The sequence below is a fragment of the Pseudomonas rubra genome (assembly GCF_028656935.1).
Taxonomy (GTDB): Bacteria; Pseudomonadota; Gammaproteobacteria; order Pseudomonadales; family Pseudomonadaceae; genus Aquipseudomonas; species Aquipseudomonas rubra.
This window is the reverse complement of the sequence record NZ_JAMDGZ010000014.1, coordinates 1-22,770: the sequence shown is the minus strand read 5'-3', so window position 1 is coordinate 22,770 and position 22,770 is coordinate 1. Positions and strand designations below refer to the sequence as shown.

The following is a 22,770-nucleotide window of genomic DNA, read 5'->3' as shown; positions in this document are numbered from 1 at the left end:
TCGGTTAGGGGACGGATCGGCAAGAACCACAGCACGCCTGGGCAAGTCCTGATGCAGCGACCCAACCAAGCCACCAAGGATCCTACAGATTTTCCGGGTACCAGCCCGGAAGCCCCTGCTGGTCTCATATCTTCATAGGTAAAAGCTTGGGCTTTGTGGGCCCGAGCTCTGGTTTCACCTGGGTGCGGGCAAGAGCCCGCACCTGGGCGTACTACGGGTACAACACTTTTAAAATCAGGTACCGCTTTGCAGCAGCATGTTACGTACGTGACCGATGGCCTTGGTCGGATTCAGACCTTTAGGGCAAACGTTCACGCAGTTCATGATGCCGCGGCAACGGAACACGCTGAACGGGTCATCCAGCGAAGCCAGACGCTCCTGGGTCTTGGTGTCACGGCTGTCGGCCAGGAAACGATAGGCCTGCAGCAGTGCAGCTGGACCGAGGAACTTGTCCGGGTTCCACCAGAACGACGGGCAGGAAGTCGAGCAGCAAGCGCACAGGATGCACTCGTACAGACCGTCCAGCTTCTCGCGCTCTTCCGGCGACTGCAGACGCTCGATGGCCGGAGCCGGCGTATCGTTCTGCAGGAAAGGCTTCACCTTCTCGTACTGCTTGTAGAAGATGCTCATATCGACGACCAGGTCACGAATCACTGGCAGGCCAGGCAGCGGACGCACAATCAGCTTGTTGCGCTTGACCACCGCCGACAGCGGGGTGATGCACGCCAGGCCGTTCTTGCCGTTGATGTTCATGCCATCGGAACCGCAAACACCTTCACGGCAGGAGCGACGGTAGGAGAAACCTTCGTCCTGCTCCTTGATCAGTGCCAGGACATCGAGAACCATGAGGTCTTTGCCGCCGGTATCGACCTGGAACACCTGCATCTTGGGTGCCGAGTCGGTATCGGGGTTGTAACGATAAACTTCGACTTGCAACATTGTGGCCACCCTTAGTAAGTCCGGACTTTAGGCTCGAACGCCGGAACGGTTTTCGGCGCGAAGTTGACGGCGCGCTTGGCGACGCGCTTCTCACCCGGGAAGTACAGGGTGTGGCACAGCCAGTTTTCGTCGTCACGGTCTTCGAAGTCTTCACGGGCGTGGGCACCGCGGGACTCTTTGCGGACTTCTGCAGCGATTGCAGTGGCTTCGGCGACTTCCAGCAGGTTCTGCAGCTCCAGCGCTTCGATACGCGCGGTGTTGAAGGCCTGGGACTTGTCGTTGATCTTGACGTTGGCGATACGCTCGCGCAGGTCAGCCAGTTGCTCGATACCCTTCTGCATGTATTCGCCAGTACGGAATACACCGAAGTAGTTCTGCATGCAGCTTTGCAGCTCGCGACGCAGGGTAGCCACGTCTTCACCGGTATTGCGCTCATTGAGCTTGTTCAGACGGCTCAGGGCAACTTCGATGTCGGTGTCGCTGGCGTCCAGGTATTCGATACCGTCGCTCAGCGCTTTTTCCAGGTGCAGGCCGGCAGCACGGCCGAAGACCACCAAGTCGAGCAGCGAGTTGCCGCCCAGGCGGTTGGCACCGTGAACCGATACGCATGCCACTTCGCCGACTGCGAACAGACCCGGAATGATGTGGTCAACGCCGTCGGCATCCTGGGTCATCGCCTGACCATGAATGTTGGTGGCTACGCCGCCCATCATGTAGTGGCAGGTCGGAACAACCGGCACCGGCGCGACAACAGGGTCAACGTGAGCGAAGGTCTTGGACAGTTCACAGATGCCCGGCAGGCGGCTGTGCAGCACTTCTTCACCCAGGTGGTCAAGCTTGAGCATCACGTGGTCGCCGTTAGGGCCACAACCGTTACCGGCGATGATCTCTTTAACCATGGAACGGGCCACAACGTCACGACCGGCAAGGTCTTTGGCGTTAGGCGCGTAACGTTCCATGAAACGCTCGCCGTGCTTGTTGATCAGGTAACCACCTTCACCACGGCAACCTTCGGTAACCAGTACACCGGCGCCGGCGATGCCGGTCGGGTGGAACTGCCACATTTCGATGTCCTGGACCGGAACGCCTGCACGCAGCGCCATGCCAATACCGTCACCGGTGTTGATCAGGGCGTTGGTGGTGGAGGAGTAGATACGGCCAGCACCGCCAGTAGCCAATACTGTGGCCTTGGCTTTGATGTACATGGTTTCGCCGGTTTCGATGCAGATCGCGATCACACCGACGAAAGCGCCTTCCTTGTTCTTCACCAGATCAACGGCGTAGTACTCGTTGAGGAAGGTGGTGCCTGCTTTCAGGTTGCCCTGGTACAGGGTGTGCAGCAGCGCGTGACCGGTACGGTCGGAAGCGGCGCAGGTACGGGCGGCCTGGCCACCTTTACCGAAATCCTTGGACTGGCCACCGAACGGACGCTGGTAGATGCGACCTTGCTCGGTACGGGAGAACGGCAGACCCATGTGGTCCAGTTCGAACACCGCAGCCGGGCCTTCCTGACACATGTATTCGATAGCGTCCTGGTCACCGATATAGTCGGAGCCTTTGACGGTATCGTACATGTGCCAGCGCCAGTCATCGTTCGGGTCGGCCGAAGCGATGGCGCAGGTGATGCCACCCTGGGCCGATACAGTGTGCGAACGGGTCGGGAAGACCTTGGTGATCACGGCAGTCTTGTGACCACCCTGAGCCAGCTGCAGCGCAGCGCGCATGCCGGCACCACCACCACCAACGATGATGGCGTCGAATGAAATCGTAGGAATGTTAGCCATGAATCAGATACCCCAGAGAATCTGCACACCCCAGACGAAGTACGCGAACATCGCGACACCACATACCGCCTGGAACAGGAAACGTACGGCAGTCGCCGACTTGCCCAGCGCCATCGGCGTCAGGTAGTCGGTGGCAATGGTCCACATGCCGACCCAGGCGTGAGCGCCCAGGGCCACAAGGGCCAGCAGACTGAAGATACGCATCGCGTTGTTGGAGAACAGAGCGTGCCACTGGGCAAACTCGATGCCCGGGTGCGCGACCAGGTATCCGATCAGGAAAATGAAATAAGCCGCGAGAACGACCGCAGAAACGCGCTGCGCCATCCAGTCATAGAGGCCCGAACGCGAAAGGTTCGTGACGTTGGTTACCATATCCAAACTCCTGCCAGAACGATCACCACCACGGAGACGGCGATGATAATTTTCGAGCCCAGTCGGCCGCCTTCCAGCGTTTCACCGATGCCCATGTCCATGATCAAGTGGCGCACACCGGCTACCAAGTGATACAGCAAGGCGGACAGGAGGCCCCATGCCACGAATTTGGCCAGCGGACTGGTCAAGCATGCCTTCACCTCGGCGAAACCTTCCTCCGAACCCAGGGATTTGCCCAATGCATAAAGCATGATGCCAAGGCCCAGGAAGAGGATGATGCCGGATACACGGTGAAGAAATGACGTAACGCCGGTAATGGGGAGTTTGATGGTCCTTAGGTCTAGGTTTACAGGTCGTTGGCTTTTCACGGCTTTTTTCACACTGAAGAGCCCCTAGCAAGCAGGGCAAAGTTGTTGGTAAGTGTACTGGTCAGGTACCCACCACCCAGGGAGTGACGACCCCAGCAACACGGGCTTGCAAGCCCCTGGCGGTCGGGGGCCGATTATAGACAGTTAGGCTACTAATGACAACGCAGACACCTAGCCCAAATAGCGCATTGCCTTTAGTGATCAAAAGGCGTAAACGGGCGGTAATTTCGAGGAAAAACAGCGCCTAGAGCCCTTTACAACCGTGCTTTAGGCAAATTGACATTCGAATTTATCTCACTATAGTGGTGCGGGCCCTGCGTGGGGGGTCTGTCTGATGATTTCAAGCATTAATAGGAGGCCACATGGCTGACAAAAAAGCGCAGTTGGTCATCGAGGGCGCAGCCCCCGTCGAGCTGCCCATTTTAACCGGCACCGTTGGTCCCGATGTTATCGACGTTAGAGGGTTGGGGGCCACGGGTCACTTCACTTTCGACCCTGGTTTCATGGCGACCGCATCTTGCGAGTCGAAGATCACTTATATCGACGGCGACAAGGGTATCCTGCTGCACCGCGGCTACCCGATCGAACAGCTGGCCGAAAAATCCGACTACCTCGAGACCTGCTACCTGCTGCTCAACGGCGAACTGCCGAATGCCGAGCAGAAGGCCCAGTTCGTCAGCACCGTGAAGAATCACACCATGGTGCACGAGCAGCTGAAGTCGTTCTTCAACGGCTTTCGCCGCGACGCCCACCCGATGGCCGTCATGTGCGGCGTAGTGGGCGCCCTGTCGGCGTTCTACCACGACTCGCTGGACATCAATAACCCGCAGCATCGCGAAATCTCCGCGGTCCGCCTGGTCGCCAAGATGCCGACCCTGGCAGCGATGGTGTACAAGTACTCCATGGGTCAACCCATGATGTACCCGCGCAACGACCTGTCGTACGCGGAAAACTTCCTGCACATGATGTTCAACACCCCGTGCGAGATCAAACCGATCAGCCCGGTGCTGGCCAAGGCGATGGACAAGATCTTCATCCTTCACGCCGACCACGAACAGAACGCATCGACCTCCACCGTTCGCCTGGCAGGCTCCTCGGGCGCCAACCCGTTTGCCTGTATCGCTGCCGGTATCGCTGCACTGTGGGGCCCTGCCCACGGCGGCGCCAACGAAGCCGTGTTGACCATGCTCGATGAAATCGGCGATGTCTCGAACATCGACACATTCATCGCCAAGGCCAAGGACAAGAACGATCCGTTCAAGCTGATGGGCTTCGGCCACCGCGTCTACAAGAACCGCGACCCGCGCGCCACCGTGATGAAGCAGACCTGCGACGAAGTCCTGCGCGAGCTGGGCATCAAGAACGACCCGCAGTTGGAACTGGCCATGCGCCTGGAAGAGATCGCCCTCACCGATCCTTACTTCATCGAGCGCTCGCTGTACCCGAACGTCGACTTCTACTCGGGGATCATCCTCAAGGCGATCGGCATTCCAACCAGCATGTTCACCGTGATCTTCGCCCTGGCGCGGACCGTCGGCTGGATTTCGCACTGGAAGGAAATGCTCTCCAGCCCTTACAAGATCGGCCGCCCTCGCCAGCTGTACACCGGCTACGAGTCGCGCGATATCGTCAAGCTGGAAGACCGCAAGTAAGCCTTACGGCCAAAAACGAAAAAGGCTGCCTTCGGGCAGCCTTTTTTATTGGGATTGTGGGAGCGGGCTTGCCCCGCGATCATCCAACAGTTGACCAACAACCCCAACCTGCAAACAACTGTACTTACGGCTTCTCGGCTCTCGCCTTCAACGCCTTCAAGGTATTGAACGGCGCATCCACGACAAACTTGTTCGCCACCATCGACGGCACACTACCGCCTGGCTCGGTATGCACCTGGTAGGTCACCTCGGTGCCGCCGTCCTTGGGTTGCAGCTTCCAGAAGCCGTCAACCTTGGCTACCCGGACAAAGCCCTTCTCTTCAGGCAGGTACTTGGGTACGCCTTCGAGCTTGCGGGTCAGGCTGCCATCGGCGGCCACGTTGGTGGTGACGTGCATGACCGAATCACGCGCAGTGACTGGCCACGGGGTATTGAACTGGGTGTAAGTCCAGCTCTGATCACCTTCGGTCTTGAGCAGCTTTTGCGACTTGCACTCATGAATCCAGGAGCAGGCACCCACGATATCCTCCTGCAGCGCCCTGACCTTGGCCAGCGGCGCCTTGATGAAGGTCACGCCGCGATAAGCCTTGTAGTCGGAACCGGGAATCGCGCTGAGCTCGATCTTGATCCCTTCTTCGTTCTTGGCTTCCTTCCATTCTTCGGCGAAGGCCAGCGGTACCAACACCGCACTCAGGCCGAAAACCAGTGCCATTTGCTTTAACGATCCCATGCTCTTGTTCCTTATTGTCAAAGACCCGCGTTTCAAGCTGCCGTCATTTGCTCCAACCACCCCAGGATCCTGATCGCCTCATCGCGGTCGTTGCCGCAGATGTCCGCCTCTGCCTTGAATCCACCACACACCGACGGACGCTCGGGCTTGCCGAACAAGCCACAGAGATTGGCCAACGACAGGTGCAGGCAACGCTCACCGGCAGGCTTGCCCTTGGGCATTCCCGGTATCGGCGAGCTGATGGAGGGCGCGATACAGCAGGCGCCACAACCTTCACGGCAATTCATGACAACAGAACCCTCAAAGCAACAAATGATGAATGAACCCGGATAGTAACCGCTTAAACAGGTGTTTGAAATTGCTGGCAGGATGAAATACCAGGCACAGAACGATGACCGAACAGTCAGTTCAACCCTACTGCTTGAACTCGAATTCGATGGCGGCACCCTCGACATCCTTGCGGCTCTCGTTGCGCAGCTGCAGCTGCATTTCATTGCTTATCAGCCGGCCATTGAGCTGGAACGGACTGTCGGAGGGCGGCTTTTCACCAAACAGGTAAGGCAACAAGGGCTTGGGCAACGGCACCTGCTCCTGGGAGTCAGGCTTCATGTCCTTGACCAGGCTTGATGGCAAGCTCAGGTCGAGCTTGGCCTTGGGCAATGGTGCTGGCGCCGCCTTGGCATTTTTGCGTGCGCTGCGCTGGGTCGCTTTGGTGGCTGCCTTTTTGCGCACCGGCGGTGTATTCGCTTGCTTGGGCTTGGCAGCAGGTTTGGCGCTTTTCGTTGCAGGGGCTTTGCCGGCTGGCGCGGCTTCGGCCTGCGCACTCGAAGTGCAGGCCAGGCCACCGAGCAAACACAGGGACAACCCGATACAACGCAACGCTTTCATAGGCACCGACGATCATCCCTAAAAGGGCTTATGGTCCCCGTTCCCGACACGACTGGCAAGTCTAGAAAAACGCGCCCGCGGCAGACTCCTGGCACAGTTGGCTGGCCAACATGCCCAGGGTCATCACCGCCCGCTCCGCTTCACGGTTCCAGGGGATGCCACAGTTCAGGCGGATGCAGTGGTTGAACTGCTCGGTGTTACTGAAGATCAGCCCGGGCGCGATACTGATGCCCTGCTGCAATGCGCGCACATGCAACTCCTGGGTGTTGACCCGCCCCGGCAAGCTGACCCAGAGGATGAACCCGCCGGTTGGCCGGGTCATCTGCGTGCCATCGGGGAAGTGTTGCTGCACTGCCAACTGGTAGGCACTGAGATTTTTCCGGTATTCCTGACGGATGTAGCGCAGATGACGGTCGTAACCGCCATTTTCCAGGTACGACGCCACCCCCATCTGCGTCACACTGCAGGCTGAGTGGGTGGTAAAGGTCTGCAAACGCTGGATTTCCGCCTGGTACTTGCCGGCGACCATCCAACCGATCCGCACACCGGGCGACAGGGTCTTGGAAAAGCTCGAACAATAAATTACTCGCCCCAGTCGATCGAAGGCCTTGAGCGCCTTGGTCTTGCCCTGCTCGAACATCAGTTCGCCATAGATGTCGTCTTCGATGATCTGGATGTCAAAATCCGACGCCAGGCGCAACAACTGCTTTTGCCGATCTTCCGGAATGGTGCCGCCCAGCGGGTTGCTCAGGCGTGCGGTCAGCACCAGGGCCTTGATCGACCACTGGTTGGCCGCCAGTTGCAGGGCTTCAAGGCTGATACCAGTGGACGGATCACTGGGAATTTCGATCACTTTCAAGCCAAGCAGGTCGGCCAGTTGCAGCAAGCCATAGTAGGTCGGCGACTCGGCGGCGATCAGATCGCCCGGCCGGGTCAGCACCCGCAGCGACATCTGCAGCGCATCGACGCAGCCATGGGTGACCACCACTTCACTGGGGTCGACGACCACGCCGGCATCGCGCATACGAATCGCGATCTGCCGACGCAGTGGCTCGAAGCCCGGGCTGAACATGTAACTGAAGGCCCGCGGGCTATGAAAGCGAGTCACCTTGGCCAACTGCTGATGCAATGCCCGCACCGGCAGGTAGTCCACATGGGGCACCGCTGCGCCGAAGGGGAACACCCCATCGCGCCGGGCCTCGGTCAAAACCTGCTGGATAATACTGCTGCGCGTTACCAGCCCGGGGCGCTCGACCCGGGCGATATCAGGCGTCTGTGCGGTCAGCGCCGGTGTCTGGTGCACGTAGTAGCCGGACTGCGGCCGTGCACGGATCAGCCCTTGGTCTTCAAGGTTGGCATAGGCCTGTAGCACGGTTGCATGGCTGACATTGAGCTGCGAACTCATCTTGCGCACCGACGGCACTCGCTCACCTGGTTGATACACACCACGGCGAATATCTTCGGCCAGCTGCTGGGCAATGCGCTGGTAGAGCAACAGGTTGGTCATGATCAGTCTCGAAACGCAGGCAATGTAGTTGTTTTTGTACGGCTCTATTTCAAGCAAGAATACCGGAACAGTTGCAAAGTGTACTGGGACAGATTGCAGAATAGTCGACAATACAGTTGCGTGACAAAGGCTGCGACAGGCCATTTGTCACAAGCAGACAACCGTCCATAAAAAAACCCGGAGCTGTGCAGTCTCCGGGTTTCTTCATCTATGGCTCAGCGTGCGGCGCCAAGCTTGCCTTTTTCGTCCGAGAAGACGATCTCGACTCGGCGGTTTTGCGCCCTACCCCGCTCCGAGGCGTTGGCCTCGACCGGATACTGGTCACCATAGCCTTCAACCTGGATGCGTTTTTCATCGACACCCAGATCGATCAGCAGGTCCGCCACTGCCTGCGCCCGGTCCCGGGACAGCTTGAGGTTGTCTTCCGGCGTGCCCGTGCTGTCGGTATAACCCTCGATTCGCACGACCCGCTTGGGGTTAAGCTGGAGGAACTGCACCAACTTGAGCACGGTGCGGCTGGCAGAGTTTTTCAGCTCCGCATGCCCGGTATCGAACAGCACGTCGCCCAGGGTCATGACCAGGCCACGGTCGCTCTGCTCGGTGGCCAGGCTGACGATCTGCGCTTCCAGCCACTTGCCCTGCTGCTGCACACTGGCAAGCTTGGCCTCGCGCAAGGCCAACTGCAGGCGCTGACGCTCAAGCTCGAGCTTGGCCAGCCGTTCCTGATTGAGCACCAGGTTACTGTGCTCGCGGGCAATGTCACTGTAGCGCTGACTCAGATAGGCGTAATGGCGCACGTCGGCACCAGTGCCCAGGTAGCTGGACAGTCGCTCGGCCCGGGCCAGGGATTCACCGGCACGAATCACATCACGCGGCGCGCTGCGCAGCACGTCAGAGTCATCCTTGACCGCCTCGAACTTGGCCGTGGCCTCATCCAGCGCCGTCTCGCTGCGCTGGCTGGCGCAGCCCTGCAGGCCGGCCACAGCGATCAACAACAGTGCCGCCAAAGGTTTGATCGAACTCACCGCTGCTCTCCCAACTGTTTACGCAGGCGATTGACCCGCGACTGCAGCAAGTCCAGCTGCTCCTTGCTTTTGACCGTCAGCACCCGCGCCTCGGCCAAGCGCGCATCCAGCTCAGCCTGCTCGGCGCGCATGCGCGCATCGCGGAAGGATTCGCTGGCCATGTTGGTGCGAGCCCGGGCCAGCTTGTCTTCAGCCAGCTTCAGCTCTGCCACTTCGTCAGTGGCACCCACCGCCCTGGCCTGCTCAAGTGCCTGCTCGGACAGGCGCAGCTGTTCATTGGGGGCCGGATCATTGGCGCACCCGGCCAGAGCCAGCAACGCCAGAACGGCGAATAATGAATGAGTTCTCACACAATCTTCCTACTGTTTAGGGGCATCCAGCGGCGCTTGCATCTGCGCTTTCCAGCGCTCGACATTACGCTGCAGTACCGCTTGGGACACGCCGGAGGCCGGCAATTCTGTCAGCTTTTTTGCCAGTTGTCCGCGCAACCAGGCGTCATTGCACGCGGAATTATGCGACAACGCCAGGTACAGCCCCGGACGATCGAGTGGCAAGCCACGGGCAATCAACTCATTGCTCATACCCAGGGTCTGGGCCATGGCCATGCCGGCGTAGCGGCCAGCCAACACGTAATCGACCTGGCCGAGCAGCAATTTCTGGAAGGCCTGGGTCAGATTTTGCGCGGGAGCAAGCTTCAACTGACTCTTGGCGTAAGCGTTAAATTCTGGGGTCATGCGCGCCTTTTCCGACACGCTACCCTGATGTTCATGCAAGTCGGCCAGGGTGTTATAGACCAGCGGCGAATCGTGCCGGGTCCAGACCACGTATTCGTTGCTCAGCAGCGAGGGGTGAACAAAGTCGACCGTGGTCAGCTCGGCCACCGCGAAGGGTGAATCGATCAGCAAATCGACGCGCCCGCTGCGCACTTCTTCCAGCGCCTGGCTACGGCTGCCGCTGTCGAGCACTTCAACCTTCAGGCCCAACTCGCCGGCAACCTGCTTGAACAGGTCGACGTTGGCGCCCATCAGGTGCCTGGGGTCTTGCGGATCGCGCCAGGAGTAAGGCGGGGCATCTGGACTGCCGGTGGCTACCAGCCGCTCACACTTGCCGACTGCCCAGGCTTGCAACGGCATCAGTACCGCAGCGAACACCAGCGCCGTGTTAATCCGGCCACGCCATCCCATGCAACGACTCCCCAACTTTTTACCCTGAATGAAAAAGCCCGATCTGCCGGGCTGTGCAAGGCGGGCCTGCACAGCCCGGGCGGACCGGGCTCTTTTATAAGTGAAGCGACTGGATTAAACCAGCTTCTCCAGCTCAGGGATGGCTTCGAACAGGTCAGCCACCAGGCCATAGTCGGCCACCTGGAAGATCGGCGCTTCTTCGTCCTTGTTGATCGCAACGATCACTTTGGAGTCTTTCATGCCGGCCAGGTGCTGGATCGCGCCGGAAATACCGACGGCGATGTACAGCTGAGGCGCAACGATCTTGCCGGTCTGACCGACCTGCATGTCGTTGGGTACGAAACCTGCGTCGACCGCAGCGCGCGAGGCGCCAACGGCAGCGCCGAGCTTGTCGGCCAGGGCGTACAGGTGCTTGAAGTTGTCACCGTTCTGCATGCCGCGGCCGCCGGAAACGACGATCTTGGCAGCGGTCAGCTCAGGACGGTCGGATTTGGCCAGCTCTTCGCCAACGAACGCCGATTTACCCGCATCGTGAGCAGCAGCGACGGCTTCAACGGCAGCCGAACCACCCTCGGCGGCAACGGCGTCAAAGCCGGTGGCACGCACGGTGATGACCTTGACGGCAGCGTTGGATTGCACAGTGGCAATGGCGTTACCGGCGTAGATCGGACGCTTGAAGGTGTCGGCCGATTCAACCGAGATGATCTCGGAGATCTGGTCGACGTCCAGCAGCGCGGCAACGCGCGGCAGGATGTTCTTGCCGTTGGAGGTGGCAGGTGCCAGCACGTGGCTGTAGCCTTTAAGAGCAGCTACCAGCGGAGCGACGTTCTCTGGCAGTTGGTGAGCGTAGGCGGCGTTGTCGGCAGCCAGCACCTTGGCCACGCCAGCAATCTTGGCAGCAGCTTCAGCGACGCCACCGACGTTTGCGCCTGCGACCAGCACATGGATGTCGCCACCGATCTTGGCGGCAGCAGCAACAGTGTTCAGGGTGGCCGGGGCAACGGCACCGTTTTCGTGTTCAGCGATAACCAGGATAGTCATTTAGATTACCTTCGCCTCGTTCTTCAGTTTCTCGACCAGTTCAGCAACCGACTTGACCTTGATACCGGCGCTGCGAGCAGCTGGCGCTTCGACTTTCAGGGTCTTGTTGGTGGAGGCAGTGGAAACGCCCAGCGCGTCGGGAGTAACGGTCTCCAACGGCTTCTTCTTGGCCTTCATGATGTTCGGCAGCGACGCGTAGCGTGGCTCGTTCAGGCGCAGGTCGGTGGTGACGATGGCAGGCAGGTTCAGTGCAACGGTCTGCAGGCCGCCGTCGATTTCGCGGGTGACGTTGACCTTGTCACCTGCCACTTCGACCTTGGAAGCGAAAGTGCCCTGGGCGTAGCCGCTCAGCGCAGCCAGCATCTGGCCAGTCTGGTTGTTGTCGCTGTCGATGGCTTGCTTGCCAAGGATCACCAACTGAGGCTGCTCTTTGTCGACCACTGCCTTGAGCAGCTTGGCCACAGCCAGCGAAGTCAGCTCTTCAGCAGATTCGACCAGGATGGCACGGTCGGCACCCAGTGCCAGGGCAGTACGCAATTGCTCCTGAGCAGTGGCCGGGCCGACGGTAACGACGACGATTTCGCTCGCAACGCCCTTCTCTTTCAGGCGTACGGCTTCTTCTACGGCGATTTCGCAGAAGGGGTTCATGGACATCTTGACGTTAGCAAGGTCTACGCCGGAGTTGTCCGCCTTGACGCGAACCTTGACGTTATAGTCGACCACTCGTTTGACAGCTACAAGAACCTTCATGGATTCCTCGTTACTCTCCGGTGAAAAGAATGTCGCCTGGGGCAAACCCGGCGATTGCGCGTGGGTACAAGGGCACCTCTAAAAACGATCACAGGGGGGCAAATTTAACCCTGACCCAGCAGTCTCGATTCGGCCTGTCAGTTGCAAAACCCGTGGGTCATAATTTGTCGTGGCGTGTAAACTCCACTACAAAGCGGGTTGTGGCGTAACTGCCCTGCTTTTCGCCTGGTTTTTAGGGGTGCTCCTGCATCCGACGGTCAGCCTACGGCGAGCGCAAAACCGCTCGTATCTTGACCGTAACGCCCAATCCGGTCAATACGGCAAACCGGTCAGCTTCACACCGCGCTTCTTTGATTTTACTGGCCTGCGGCAAATTCAAACAAACGTTTGTATTGGACCCCGCGAGTGGTGTAGATATAATGCGCGGCCAAGAGAAAGCGGTGTAGTCCGTCATCACTCGAGCTACAGCCCGAGCGTCTGAAAAATGACCGCCTGACACCCGCCAATAAAGAAAAACCGATGAGCCTTGAGTAGGAGAGAACCTGTGGAACGCGAATACATGGAATTCGACGTGGTCATTGTCGGCGCTGGCCCGGCTGGCCTGTCCGCCGCCTGCCGACTGAAGCAGAAGGCCGCCGAAGCCGGTAACGAAATCAGCGTCTGCGTGGTCGAGAAAGGCTCGGAAGTCGGCGCCCACATCCTCTCCGGTGCGGTGTTCGAACCGCGCGCCCTGAACGAACTGTTCCCGGACTGGAAAGAGCTCGGCGCCCCGCTCAACACCGAAGTCAAACGCGACGACATCTACGTGCTCAAGGATGCTGGCAGCTCGATCAAGGTCCCTGACCTGTTCGTGCCCAAGACCATGCACAACCAAGGCAACTACATCATCTCCCTGGGCAACCTGTGCCGCTGGCTGGCCCAGCAGGCCGAGAACCTGGGCGTGGAGATCTACCCAGGCTTCGCGGCCCAGGAAGCGCTGTTCGATGAAAACGGTGTAGTCCGCGGGATCATCACGGGCGACCTGGGTGTCGACCGTGAAGGCAACCCCAAGGAAGGCCTGTACACCCCGGGCATGGAGCTGCGTGGCAAGTACACCCTGTTCGCCGAAGGCTGCCGTGGCCATATCGGCAAGCAGTTGATCAAGCGCTTCAACCTCGACAGCGAATCCGACGTCCAGCACTACGGCATTGGCCTGAAAGAAATCTGGGAAATCGACCCGTCCAAGCACGAGCAAGGCCTGGTGGTGCACACCGCCGGCTGGCCGCTGGACGTGATGAGCGCCGAGAACACCGGGGGCTCGTTCCTTTATCACCTGGAAAACAACCAGGTGGTGGTCGGCCTGATCGTTGACCTGTCCTACAGCAACGCTTACCTGTCGCCGTTCGACGAGTTCCAGCGCCTCAAGCACCACCCGGTGATCAGCAAGTACCTCGACGGCGGCAAGCGCATCAGCTACGGCGCCCGCGCCATCTGCAAAGGCGGCCTGAACTCGCTGCCGAAGATGGTCTTCAACGGCGGCGCGCTGATCGGTTGCGACCTCGGCACCCTGAACTTCGCCAAGATCAAGGGCAGCCACACCGCGATGAAGTCCGGCATGCTCGCTGCCGAAGCGGTGGCCGATGCCCTGCTGGCCGGTAGCGAAGGCGGCGACCAACTCAACAGCTATGTCGACGCGTTCAAGGCCAGCTGGCTGCACGAAGAACTGTTCGCCAGCCGTAACTTCGGCCCGGCCATGCACAAGTTCGGGCCGATGTTCGGTGCGGCATTCAACTACGTTGACCAGAACTGGTTCGGCGGCAAGCTGCCGTTCACCCTGCACGACACCAAGCCGGACTATGCCTGCCTGAAGCTTGCAGCCGACTCGAAAAAAATCGACTATCCAAAACCCGATGGCAAGCTGAGCTTCGACAAACTGAGCTCGGTGTTCCTCTCCAGCACCAACCATGAAGAAGAGCAACCGTGCCACCTCAAGCTCACCGACCCGAGCATCCCGATCGGCAGCAACCTACCGCTGTACGACGAGCCCGCCCAGCGCTACTGCCCGGCAGGCGTGTACGAAGTGGTGACACAAGAGGACGGCAACAAACGCTTCCAGATCAACGCCCAGAACTGTGTGCACTGCAAGACCTGTGACATCAAGGACCCTGCGCAGAACATCACCTGGGTCACCCCGGAAGGTGCAGGCGGCCCGACTTATCCGAATATGTAAGGTCAGCCCAGCGCTAAACAAAAGCCCCCAGGCCTATCCGGCCTGGGGGCTTTTTTACTCGTGATCAGGCTGTCCTGACTTCTTCGAACAGCTCCGGGTGTCGATCCAGCAGCTTGAGTAATTTGACCAAGGCCACAGGAGGCTTGGTCTTGCCGTTTTCGTAACGGGAAAATGCATTAACCCCACCGCCGAATATTTCCGCGGCTTCGCGCTGATCAAGCGCCAGTTTCTTGCGCACTGCGGCAATGAATTGCGGATCGACCGTCGCCGCATTGACCTGCCGATTGAACGCCAGCATGGCTGCACTGACGCGCCGGGACTCCAGGTCGCCGAGCACCCTTTCGTCACAGGCCGGGCAAAAATCTCCAGTGACGTCGGTCACCCGTGTTGTCTCACCCTTGTAGGTATACGGCAGGTCACGAATACCACTCACCAACTCGGCCGCGCCACAAACCGGACATTTCATCCTCACAACTCCTTGAAGGAAACGATGAGCACATCATCGATTACCGTCAGTTTCAGGTAGACCCGCCCGAAGCAGGTGCTGGGTCGGTAAACGTCTTGCCAGATACGATGATCTGCCTGCGTGGTCATGCTCTTGTGAAAATCCCTGCTGTCCAGGGCATGAACCACCTCAAGCATCAGATCGAAATCCAGACCCAACGCTGCAGCATCCGCAAGCGCAGAGCCTGTCGAGCGAACCCGACCGGCCTCAAGCAGCGCCCTGACTTTTGAAAGCCTGCAATGAGGCGTGCCTTTCTCCATGAGCAAATTAACCTATTGGGTTTAATTTGGCAAATGGGTTAATCCACTTGCCATGCTATGGAGTCTGCCCGATCAACGCCTCGTCAGTGGGAAACGATTGTCACGGCGGATGAACTCAGCAACGCACCACCTCATCCTCGAAAGCCGTCGCCTCCCGCGCACCGAAATACATCGCCGTCAGTAAGCCAACCGCCCCCATGATCAGACAGAAGCCCACGCATACCCACGGGCTCCAGGGCATCAGGGCAATCAGCAGCAACGGGGTGGTGCTCGCCCACAAGGCGTAGGCAATGTTGTAGGTAAAGGAAATGCCCGACACGCGGATCTGCGCCGGGAACAGTCCGACCATCACCGATGGCACCACGCCCACTACCCCACAGCCCAGACCTGCAATGGCATAGGCCAGCCCGGTCCAGCCCCAGCCAGCCACCAGGCTGGCGTAAAGGCCGGCAATGCCCAAGGGCAGCAGCACGCTGTAGATCATTAGCGCCCGCCAGGCACCGATACGGTCGACCAGCAAGCCTGCCAACACACAGCCGATGTTGAGAAAGACGATGCCCATGCTGCTCAGGGCGAAGGTGTGCCCGGCGCTCATGCCGAACCGCTGCTGCATCACCGTCGGTGTGATGACCACCAGCACCACCACCGCCGAGGTCAGCACGCAGGTGAGCAAGGCGGCGGGCATCAATGCGCGGCGGTGTTCGCGCAACACGGTACGCAAGGGAAAGGCCGGCGGCTGATTGCGTTGCTCGCGCAAGGCGAGGAACACCGGCGTCTCGCTCAACCAGCGGCGCAGCCACACACCGATCACGCCAAACACCCCGCCGAGCAGAAACGGATAGCGCCAGGCGTAGTCGAGGATCTCCTGCGGGCTGTAAAGCTGCGCAAGCGCCGTAGCCGTCAAGGCACCGAGCAGGTAGCCGAACGTCAGCCCCGCCTGCAGGAAACCCAGGGCGTAACCGCGCCGCCCAAGCGGCGCGTGTTCGGCGACGAACGTCCAGGCGCTTGGCACCTCGCCCCCTACCGCTGCACCCTGGAGGATGCGCAAGGCCAAGAGGATCAGCGGTGCCGCGTAGCCGATCTCGGCGTAGGTGGGCATCACCCCGATCAGCAGGCACGGCAAGGCCATCATCAGGATGCTCAGGCTGAACACCCGCTTGCGCCCCAGGTGGTCGGCAAAATGCGCCATCAGGATGCCGCCCAGGGGCCGCGCCAGGTAACCGGTGACGAAAATGCCGAAACTCTGCAGCAAGCGCAGCCATTCAGGCATCTGTGGCGGAAAGAACAGTTGGCTCAGGGTCAGGGCGAAGAACACGAAGATGATGAAATCGTAGATCTCCAGTGCCCCGCCCAGCGCCGCCAGGCTCAGGGTTTTGTGGTCGCTGCGCGACAGTTGCAGAGGGCGCGCAGGGTCGGTGGCCGTCATAGAGGTATCCGCAAATGATCGGGTGCCCGCGCGACGAGCGCGCCAAGGCCAACGCACGAGCATAGCAAAAGCCACCCGGCCACACCCAGCACGGTTTCAGGACGGGCGGCAAAACGCCGTCTGGGTGAAGTCCATGCGCCGTGGGGTGTAATGCGGCTTGACCGCACGCTCAGGGATACCTGGCAAGTGCCCAAGTACATAAGGCGAATCGATGATGCTCATGAACGACTGGATGGTCTCGTTATCCGGGACCTTGGGCAGGCTGACATTCACCGCTCGACGCTGGTTGTCGGGAATGGCGGGAATCTTCAGATGTTGCGATTCGTAGAGCAAGGCATGCTGGATCAGCGGGTTGACCCGGCAGAAACGCTCCAGATCGACACCGGCATGGCTGGCCAGGTCGATATTGCCCAACAGCAAGTTGAACGGTAGCAGCGCGCTCTGCACCAGGCGCTGCAGGTCTTCGAAGCTTTCGACCGGGGCGATGCGGTAATAGCCCATGGCATTGAGCATCCGTTCCAGTTGCAGTAGCTGCATCGGGTGCTCGTCGGCAATCAGAATCCGCAGCGATTTGTTCGGCATCGTCTATGACCAAGGCTGACAGCGTTAGAGACGTTCCTTGACCATACTGCGCCAGATCATCAATTGCAGGCTGTTGGCGGGCACTTCGCCAGATGAAGGGTCTTTAATGATAGTTGTCGGGAAATCGACATAAATCAAGCGCCACCACGACGAATTTTTCACACACCCTGTGCCTATTGCGACTCCCATTCGCGCAGGCGCAACCGGCAATGTTTCATGGCATTGACAATATGCTTCTCTACCAGGCTGCGGGAAATGCCCAGGCGCTCGGCGATCTGTGGGTGGGACAGGCCGTCGAGCTTGCGCAGCAGGAAACTTTCGCGACAGGGCTGGCTGAGCTCGGCGAGCGCCCGCTGCATCAGCTCCAAACGCTGGTTCAGGTCCATGCTCTGGGACAGTGCCGGGGAAAAGAAACGCTCGTCGCTGTCGAGCACTTCCAAGGGTTCGGCCTGGCGTAACAGGCCACGCCGATGGCCATCGATCACCAGGTTCAGCGCGGTACGGTAGAGAAAAGCCCGCGGGTGCTCGATGTCATTGCCGCTGCTGCGCTCCAGCACGCGAATATAGGCATCGTGGGCGACGTCTTCGGCTGCCTGCCGGTTACCCAGGCGAGCACAGAGAAAACTCACCAGTTCGCGATAGTAGTTTTCCAACACAACACCTGGCCGCGACATCTGCGGGGTTTCCCTGATTCGTGGTTGAGCGGATCTGAATGATGGCAGTATGCAATAATACAAATTATAATTATTCTCAGCAAGATCAGACCTTGATCGCGGTAAATTCCACGGCACCCACCTCGTATACCTGGGAGCCTCCCGTGTCTGCCGCACCTGCTCGGCAGTGAGTCGTCACGGGCCACTCCATCTGGCTGGAACCCTGCATGAAACGCTCATCGAACACTCGTCGCCTGCTGCTCTGCGGCCTTGGCCTGCTCAGCCTGGGCGCCCTGCTCGCCTGGAAAACCCTGCCCGCCGGTGGCGATTCGATGAGTACCGTCAGCGTCACTCGTGGCGATATCGAAAGCAGCGTCACCGCCCTGGGCACCTTGCAGCCTCGGCGCTATGTGGATGTCGGCGCCCAAGCGTCCGGGCAGATCCGCAAACTGCACGTCGAGGTCGGCGATCAGGTCAAGGAAGGACAACTGCTGGTTGAGATCGACCCTTCCACGCAACAGGCAAAACTTGATGCCGGGCGCTTTTCAATCGACAACCTCATGGCCCAGCTTGCTGAACAGCAAGCCCAGTACCAGTTGGCGCAACAACAGTACAAACGTCAAAGCAACCTTGCCGCAGGCGGTGCGACGCGCGAGGAGGACGTGCAAAGCGCCCAGGCCCAACTCAAGGTCACCCAGGCACGGATCGACATGTACCGGGCACAGATCCGTCAGGCCCAGGCGAGCCTGCGCAGTGACGAAGCCGAGCTGGGTTACACGCGTATTTATGCGCCCATGTCCGGCACCGTGGTTGCCGTCGATGCCCGTGAAGGCCAGACCCTCAATGCCCAGCAGCAAACGCCGCTGATCCTGCGTATCGCCAAGTTGTCGCCGATGACGGTCTGGGCACAGGTTTCGGAGGCCGACATCGGCCAGGTCACGCCCGGCATGAACGCCTACTTCACCACCCTGGCAGGCGGCAAGCGGCGCTGGACCAGTAACGTGCGCCAGATTCTGCCAGTACCTCCCAAACCCCTCGACCAGGCCAGCCAGGGCGGCGGCAGCCCGGCCAGTGCCAGTGGCACTGGGGCCAGCAGCAAGGTGGTGCTGTATACCGTGCTGCTGGACGTCGACAACCCGGACAACGCGCTGATGGCCGAGATGACCACCCAGGTGTTTTTTGTCGCCGGACGCGCCAGCCAGGTACTGACTGTGCCGGTGGCAGCGCTGGACGAAGATGCCAGCAGCCAGGACCTGCGCATAGCCCAGGTGCTCGACAGCAACGGCAAGGTCAACCAGCGCCAGGTGCGTACCGGCCTGAGCGACCGCTTGCGGGTGCAGGTGCTCGACGGCTTGGCCGAGGGCGAGCGCCTATTGATCGGCGCACCTGCCGCAAACGGGGGTTGAATGTCCACGCCCCTGATTGAACTGCGCGATATCCGCAAATCCTATGGCGGCCTCGACACCCCCAAGGTCGAGGTGGTACGCGGTATCAGCCTGGCCATTCACCCCGGTGAGTTCGTTGCTATTGTCGGTGCCTCCGGCTCCGGCAAGTCGACGCTGATGAACATCCTCGGCTGCCTGGACCGCCCCACCTCAGGGGCCTATTACTTCGCTGGCAAGGACGTTGCCGAACTCGACAGCGACGAGTTGGCCTGGCTGCGCCGCGAGGCCTTCGGTTTCGTATTCCAGGGCTATCACCTGATCGCCTCGGGCTCGGCCCAGGAAAACGTCGAAATGCCAGCCATCTATGCCGGCACCCCTGCCGCCGAACGCCATGCCCGCGCCGCCGCCCTGCTCGACCGTCTGGGCCTGGCCAGCCGCACCGGCAACCGCCCTCATCAGTTGTCCGGCGGCCAGCAGCAACGGGTGTCGATTGCTCGCGCCCTGATGAACGGCGGGCATATCATCCTCGCCGACGAACCCACCGGGGCACTGGACAGCCAGAGCGGCGCCGAGGTCATGGCCTTGCTCGATGAGCTGGCCAGCCAGGGCCATGTGGTGATCCTCATCACCCACGACCGTGAAGTCGCAGCGCGGGCCAACCGGGTCATCGAGATTCGCGACGGCCTGGTGCTCAGCGATTCGGCCGCGCATCAGCCCGGCACACCTGCGCCGACACCCGGCCTGCAGGCCGAAGACCTGCGCCAACGCCTGAACATGGGCGCAACCGCCAGCGGCGCCTGGAAAGGCGAACTGGTCGAGGCCCTGCAAGCAGCCTGGCGCATCATGTGGATCAACCGCTTTCGCACCGCCCTGACCTTGCTTGGCATCGTCATTGGCGTGGCCTCGGTGGTGGTCATGCTGGCAGTCGGCGAAGGCAGCAAGCGCCAGGTCATGGCGCAGATGGCCGCCTTCGGCTCGAACATCCTCTATTTGAGCGGCAGTGCACCCACCTTGCGCGAACCTGCCGGAGTCATCACCCTCGATGACGTCGCCGCAGTCTCAAGCCTGCCCCAGGTGAAGTTGATCATGCCGGTGATCGGCAATAGCCTGATGGTGCGCTATGGCAACAACAACCAGCAGTTCTATGTCGGCGGCAACAACACCCATTTCTCCGAAATTTTCAACTGGCCGGTAGTCGAGGGCAGCTTCTTCACCGAAGCCGATGAACGCAGCGCGGCAGCGGTGGCCGTCATCGGGCAGAAAGTACGCGAGAAGCTGTTTGGCGCCAACAACAACCCCATCGGCCAGTACATCCTGGTTGAGAACGTCCCTTTCCAGGTGGTCGGCCTGCTCGCCGGCAAAGGCGCCAGTTCCGGCGACCAAGACAGCGACGAGCGTATCGTGGTGCCCTACACCGCCGCCGCCATCCGTCTATTCGGCAGCCGCGACCCGGAGTATGTGACCATCGCCGCTGCCGACTCGCGACGCGTGGCCGATGCCGAGGCAGCCATCGACCGGCTGATGCGCAAGCTGCACCATGGCAAACACGATTATGAACTGACCAACGATGCAGCGCTGATCCAGGCCGAAGCGCGCACTCAGAACACCCTGTCGCTGATGCTCGGCTCAATCGCTGCGATTTCGTTGCTGGTCGGCGGTATCGGGGTGATGAACATCATGTTGATGACCGTGCGCGAACGTACCCGCGAGATTGGTATTCGCATGGCCACCGGTGCCCGCCAGCGCGACATCCTGCGCCAGTTCCTCAGTGAAGCAGTGCTGCTGTCGATGGTCGGCGGCGTCACCGGTATTGCCGTGGCCTTGTTGATCGGCGGCGTCCTGCTGCTGGCCGACATCGCTGTCGCCTTCTCCCTGCCTGCCGTGCTTGGCGCATTTGCCTGCGCCGTGGTCACCGGGGTGGTGTTCGGCTTCATGCCGGCCCGCAAAGCCGCCCGCCTAGACCCGGTCAAAGCCCTTACCAGCGAATAAGCCATGAACCTGCCTTGCCATCTCAGCTTGTTGTCCATCGGTGTCTTGCTTGCCGCCTGCAGCTCGACTACCCCCGCCCCTCCGAGCGGCCTGCTGGCGCCACCCCAGTGGCAAGGGCCTGCCACCACCATTGCGCTGCCCCAGGAGAACTGGTGGCAGCAATTCTCCAGCCCCAACCTGGACCGTTTGATCGAGCAGGCCCGGCGCAACAGCTTCGACCTTGGCGCAGCTGCGGCGCGTGTGCGTCAGGCCCAGGCCTCTGCGGTAATCGCCGGCGCGCCGTTGTTGCCCGAGCTCAAGTTCGGCCTGGATGCCAGCCGTCAACGCCTGCTGCATGGCAACGGTTTCGATCAGCTCGATGCCAGCAGCCGCGAGCGCACCAGCACCTCGTTCGCAACCCGCTTGAGTGCTAGCTATGAAGTGGATTTCTGGGGGGGCAAAGTCGCCGCACGCGACAGCGCCTTGTTCAGCCTGGATGCTAGCCGCTTCGATCGCCAGACCGTCGAGCTGACCCTGCTCAGCGGCGTCGCCAACAGCTACCTGCAAGGCCTGGCCCTGAGCGAGCAAGTGCGTATCGCAAGACTCAACCTGAGCAATGCCGAAGACGTCTTGCAATTGGTTGAAACCCGCTATCAATCCGGCTCCGCCACAGCCCTGGAACTGGCCCAGCAACGCAGCCTGGTGGCGGGCCAGCAGCGCCAGGTGCCGTTGTTCGAACAGCAATTGCGCGAAGCACGGATCACCCTGGCCACCCTGCTCGGTGAGCCGGTGCAGGCCTTGCCCGCCTTCGACGAGCCGCTCACCGGGCTGAACTGGCCGGCCATTGGTAGCGGCGTGCCGAGCGACCTGCTTAGCCGCCGCCCGGACATTGCCAGCGCCGAAGCCCGACTGGCTGCGGCTCAGGCCGATGTCCAAGTGGCCCGGGCGGCCATGCTGCCAAGCCTGACCCTCGGCGCCGACCTGGGCTCTGGCGCCGATACTTTCGCGCAAATTCTGCGCAGCCCTTACTACACCTTGAGTGCCGGCCTCGCCGCGCCCATTTTCAACAACGGCCGCCTGCGCGCCGAACGCGACAAGGCCCGTGCCGAGCAGCAAGAGCTGCTGGAAAACTATCGCGGCAGCATTGTCGCCGGGTTTGCCGATGTCGAGAAGGCGCTCAATGGCATCAGTGGCGTCGACCAGCAGCGCCAGGCCCAGGACCAGGAAGTGGTGCAGGCGCGCATCGCCTTTGATTTATCCGAGCGCCGCTACCAGGCCGGTGCCGAAACCCTGCTGACGGTCCTGGAAACCCAGCGCACCCTGTATCAGGCTCAAGACCAGCAGGTGCAACTGCGCCTGGCCCGGTTGCAGGGCAGCGTGGCCTTGTACAAGGCATTGGGTGGCGGTTGGCAGGTGGCTGCTGAGCAATAGCTCCACTCATCTCAAGCACCAAGGCTCACAACCCCGCTCTCACAGGCCATGGCACGTTGCAACAACTGTGGGAGCCGGCTTGCCGGCGATGCGCCGCGCGGGCGGCGCTCG

At 60.5% G+C, this 22,770-nt stretch carries 23 protein-coding genes; 5 read left to right on the top strand and 18 right to left on the bottom strand.

Annotation, left to right across the window (positions count from 1 at the left end):
* Positions 1-234: 234 nt before the first annotated feature.
* Genes M5G17_RS06705 through sdhC form a run of 4 tightly spaced genes read right to left on the bottom strand, consistent with a single transcriptional unit; the run spans position 235 to position 3,475 of the window.
* The gene (locus M5G17_RS06705; protein WP_010224678.1) at positions 235-939 is read right to left on the bottom strand and encodes a succinate dehydrogenase iron-sulfur subunit; all 705 of its coding nucleotides are present in this window, start codon (positions 937-939) and stop codon (positions 235-237) included.
* A gap of 11 nt (positions 940-950) precedes the next feature.
* Complete coding sequence (gene sdhA, locus M5G17_RS06700) at positions 951-2,723, bottom strand: succinate dehydrogenase flavoprotein subunit (RefSeq protein WP_273892202.1); 1,773 nt, start codon at positions 2,721-2,723, stop codon at positions 951-953.
* Between the two features lie 3 nt (positions 2,724-2,726).
* Positions 2,727-3,095, bottom strand: coding sequence for a succinate dehydrogenase, hydrophobic membrane anchor protein (sdhD, locus tag M5G17_RS06695; RefSeq protein WP_028945358.1), 369 nt, complete (start codon positions 3,093-3,095; stop codon positions 2,727-2,729).
* Positions 3,089-3,475 carry a succinate dehydrogenase, cytochrome b556 subunit gene (gene sdhC, locus M5G17_RS06690; protein ID WP_174446946.1) on the bottom strand — a complete coding sequence of 129 codons (387 nt, stop codon included), beginning with the start codon at positions 3,473-3,475 and terminating at the stop codon, positions 3,089-3,091. Before sdhC ends, sdhD begins: the two co-directional genes overlap by 7 nt.
* A 350-nt stretch (positions 3,476-3,825) precedes the next feature.
* Between sdhC and gltA the strand changes: the two genes are divergently transcribed.
* Complete coding sequence (gltA, locus tag M5G17_RS06685) at positions 3,826-5,115, top strand: citrate synthase (protein ID WP_130263893.1); 1,290 nt, start codon at positions 3,826-3,828, stop codon at positions 5,113-5,115.
* A 124-nt stretch (positions 5,116-5,239) separates the two neighbouring features.
* Here gltA and M5G17_RS06680 read toward each other — a convergent pair whose 3' ends face one another.
* The 9 genes from M5G17_RS06680 to M5G17_RS06640 all read right to left on the bottom strand — a co-directional run bounded on the left by M5G17_RS06680 (position 5,240) and on the right by M5G17_RS06640 (position 12,240).
* Positions 5,240-5,845, bottom strand: a complete 606-nt coding sequence (locus M5G17_RS06680; RefSeq protein WP_273892201.1) for an START domain-containing protein — start codon at positions 5,843-5,845, stop codon at positions 5,240-5,242.
* 32 nt (positions 5,846-5,877) lie between these two features.
* Positions 5,878-6,132, bottom strand: coding sequence for a YkgJ family cysteine cluster protein (locus tag M5G17_RS06675; protein WP_273892200.1), 255 nt, complete (start codon positions 6,130-6,132; stop codon positions 5,878-5,880).
* A gap of 127 nt (positions 6,133-6,259) precedes the next feature.
* Entirely contained in the window at positions 6,260-6,733 is a 474-nt protein-coding gene (locus M5G17_RS06670) for a translation initiation factor 2 (protein WP_273892199.1), read from the bottom strand.
* Positions 6,734-6,794: 61 nt separating this feature from the next.
* Positions 6,795-8,240, bottom strand: a complete 1,446-nt coding sequence (locus M5G17_RS06665; RefSeq protein ID WP_273892198.1) for an aminotransferase-like domain-containing protein — start codon at positions 8,238-8,240, stop codon at positions 6,795-6,797.
* A 215-nt stretch (positions 8,241-8,455) separates the two neighbouring features.
* Positions 8,456-9,265, bottom strand: a complete 810-nt coding sequence (locus tag M5G17_RS06660; RefSeq protein ID WP_273892197.1) for an OmpA family protein — start codon at positions 9,263-9,265, stop codon at positions 8,456-8,458.
* Complete coding sequence (locus M5G17_RS06655; protein ID WP_130263888.1) at positions 9,262-9,615, bottom strand: DUF4398 domain-containing protein; 354 nt, start codon at positions 9,613-9,615, stop codon at positions 9,262-9,264. Before M5G17_RS06655 ends, M5G17_RS06660 begins: the two co-directional genes overlap by 4 nt.
* Positions 9,616-9,624: 9 nt before the next feature.
* Complete coding sequence (locus M5G17_RS06650; protein ID WP_273892196.1) at positions 9,625-10,449, bottom strand: substrate-binding periplasmic protein; 825 nt, start codon at positions 10,447-10,449, stop codon at positions 9,625-9,627.
* A gap of 114 nt (positions 10,450-10,563) precedes the next feature.
* Positions 10,564-11,490: an electron transfer flavoprotein subunit alpha/FixB family protein gene (locus M5G17_RS06645; RefSeq protein WP_273892195.1), complete on the bottom strand. Its 927-nt coding sequence runs from the start codon at positions 11,488-11,490 to the stop codon at positions 10,564-10,566.
* Entirely contained in the window at positions 11,491-12,240 is a 750-nt protein-coding gene (locus tag M5G17_RS06640) for an electron transfer flavoprotein subunit beta/FixA family protein (RefSeq protein ID WP_010224703.1), read from the bottom strand.
* Between the two features lie 544 nt (positions 12,241-12,784).
* Between M5G17_RS06640 and M5G17_RS06635 the strand changes: the two genes are divergently transcribed.
* Positions 12,785-14,449, top strand: a complete 1,665-nt coding sequence (locus M5G17_RS06635; protein ID WP_273892194.1) for an electron transfer flavoprotein-ubiquinone oxidoreductase — start codon at positions 12,785-12,787, stop codon at positions 14,447-14,449.
* A 64-nt stretch (positions 14,450-14,513) separates the two neighbouring features.
* On the opposite strand, the gene M5G17_RS06630 is transcribed toward M5G17_RS06635, so the two are convergent.
* The 5 genes from M5G17_RS06630 to M5G17_RS06610 all read right to left on the bottom strand — a co-directional run bounded on the left by M5G17_RS06630 (position 14,514) and on the right by M5G17_RS06610 (position 17,875).
* Positions 14,514-14,915, bottom strand: coding sequence for a type II TA system antitoxin MqsA family protein (locus M5G17_RS06630; RefSeq protein WP_273892193.1), 402 nt, complete (start codon positions 14,913-14,915; stop codon positions 14,514-14,516).
* A 2-nt stretch (positions 14,916-14,917) separates the two neighbouring features.
* Positions 14,918-15,214: a type II toxin-antitoxin system MqsR family toxin gene (locus M5G17_RS06625; protein WP_273892192.1), complete on the bottom strand. Its 297-nt coding sequence runs from the start codon at positions 15,212-15,214 to the stop codon at positions 14,918-14,920.
* A gap of 115 nt (positions 15,215-15,329) precedes the next feature.
* Positions 15,330-16,640: an MFS transporter gene (locus M5G17_RS06620; protein ID WP_273892191.1), complete on the bottom strand. Its 1,311-nt coding sequence runs from the start codon at positions 16,638-16,640 to the stop codon at positions 15,330-15,332.
* Between the two features lie 96 nt (positions 16,641-16,736).
* Positions 16,737-17,222 carry a histidine kinase gene (locus tag M5G17_RS06615; RefSeq protein ID WP_273892190.1) on the bottom strand — a complete coding sequence of 162 codons (486 nt, stop codon included), beginning with the start codon at positions 17,220-17,222 and terminating at the stop codon, positions 16,737-16,739.
* A gap of 173 nt (positions 17,223-17,395) precedes the next feature.
* Positions 17,396-17,875 carry a sigma-70 family RNA polymerase sigma factor gene (locus tag M5G17_RS06610; RefSeq protein WP_273892189.1) on the bottom strand — a complete coding sequence of 160 codons (480 nt, stop codon included), beginning with the start codon at positions 17,873-17,875 and terminating at the stop codon, positions 17,396-17,398.
* A gap of 227 nt (positions 17,876-18,102) precedes the next feature.
* On the opposite strand from M5G17_RS06610, the gene M5G17_RS06605 reads away from it, so the two are divergent.
* From M5G17_RS06605 to M5G17_RS06595, 3 genes are read left to right on the top strand one after another with little or no spacing between them, the layout of a single operon-like run.
* A complete protein-coding gene (locus M5G17_RS06605) occupies positions 18,103-19,281 on the top strand; it encodes an efflux RND transporter periplasmic adaptor subunit (protein WP_273892188.1) in 1,179 nt (392 codons plus the stop codon).
* Complete coding sequence (locus M5G17_RS06600) at positions 19,282-21,249, top strand: MacB family efflux pump subunit (RefSeq protein WP_273892187.1); 1,968 nt, start codon at positions 19,282-19,284, stop codon at positions 21,247-21,249.
* 3 nt (positions 21,250-21,252) lie between these two features.
* Positions 21,253-22,659 (top strand): efflux transporter outer membrane subunit, encoded by a 1,407-nt coding sequence (locus M5G17_RS06595; RefSeq protein WP_273892186.1) that lies wholly within the window; start codon positions 21,253-21,255, stop codon positions 22,657-22,659.
* The last annotated feature ends 111 nt before the right edge of the window (positions 22,660-22,770 follow it).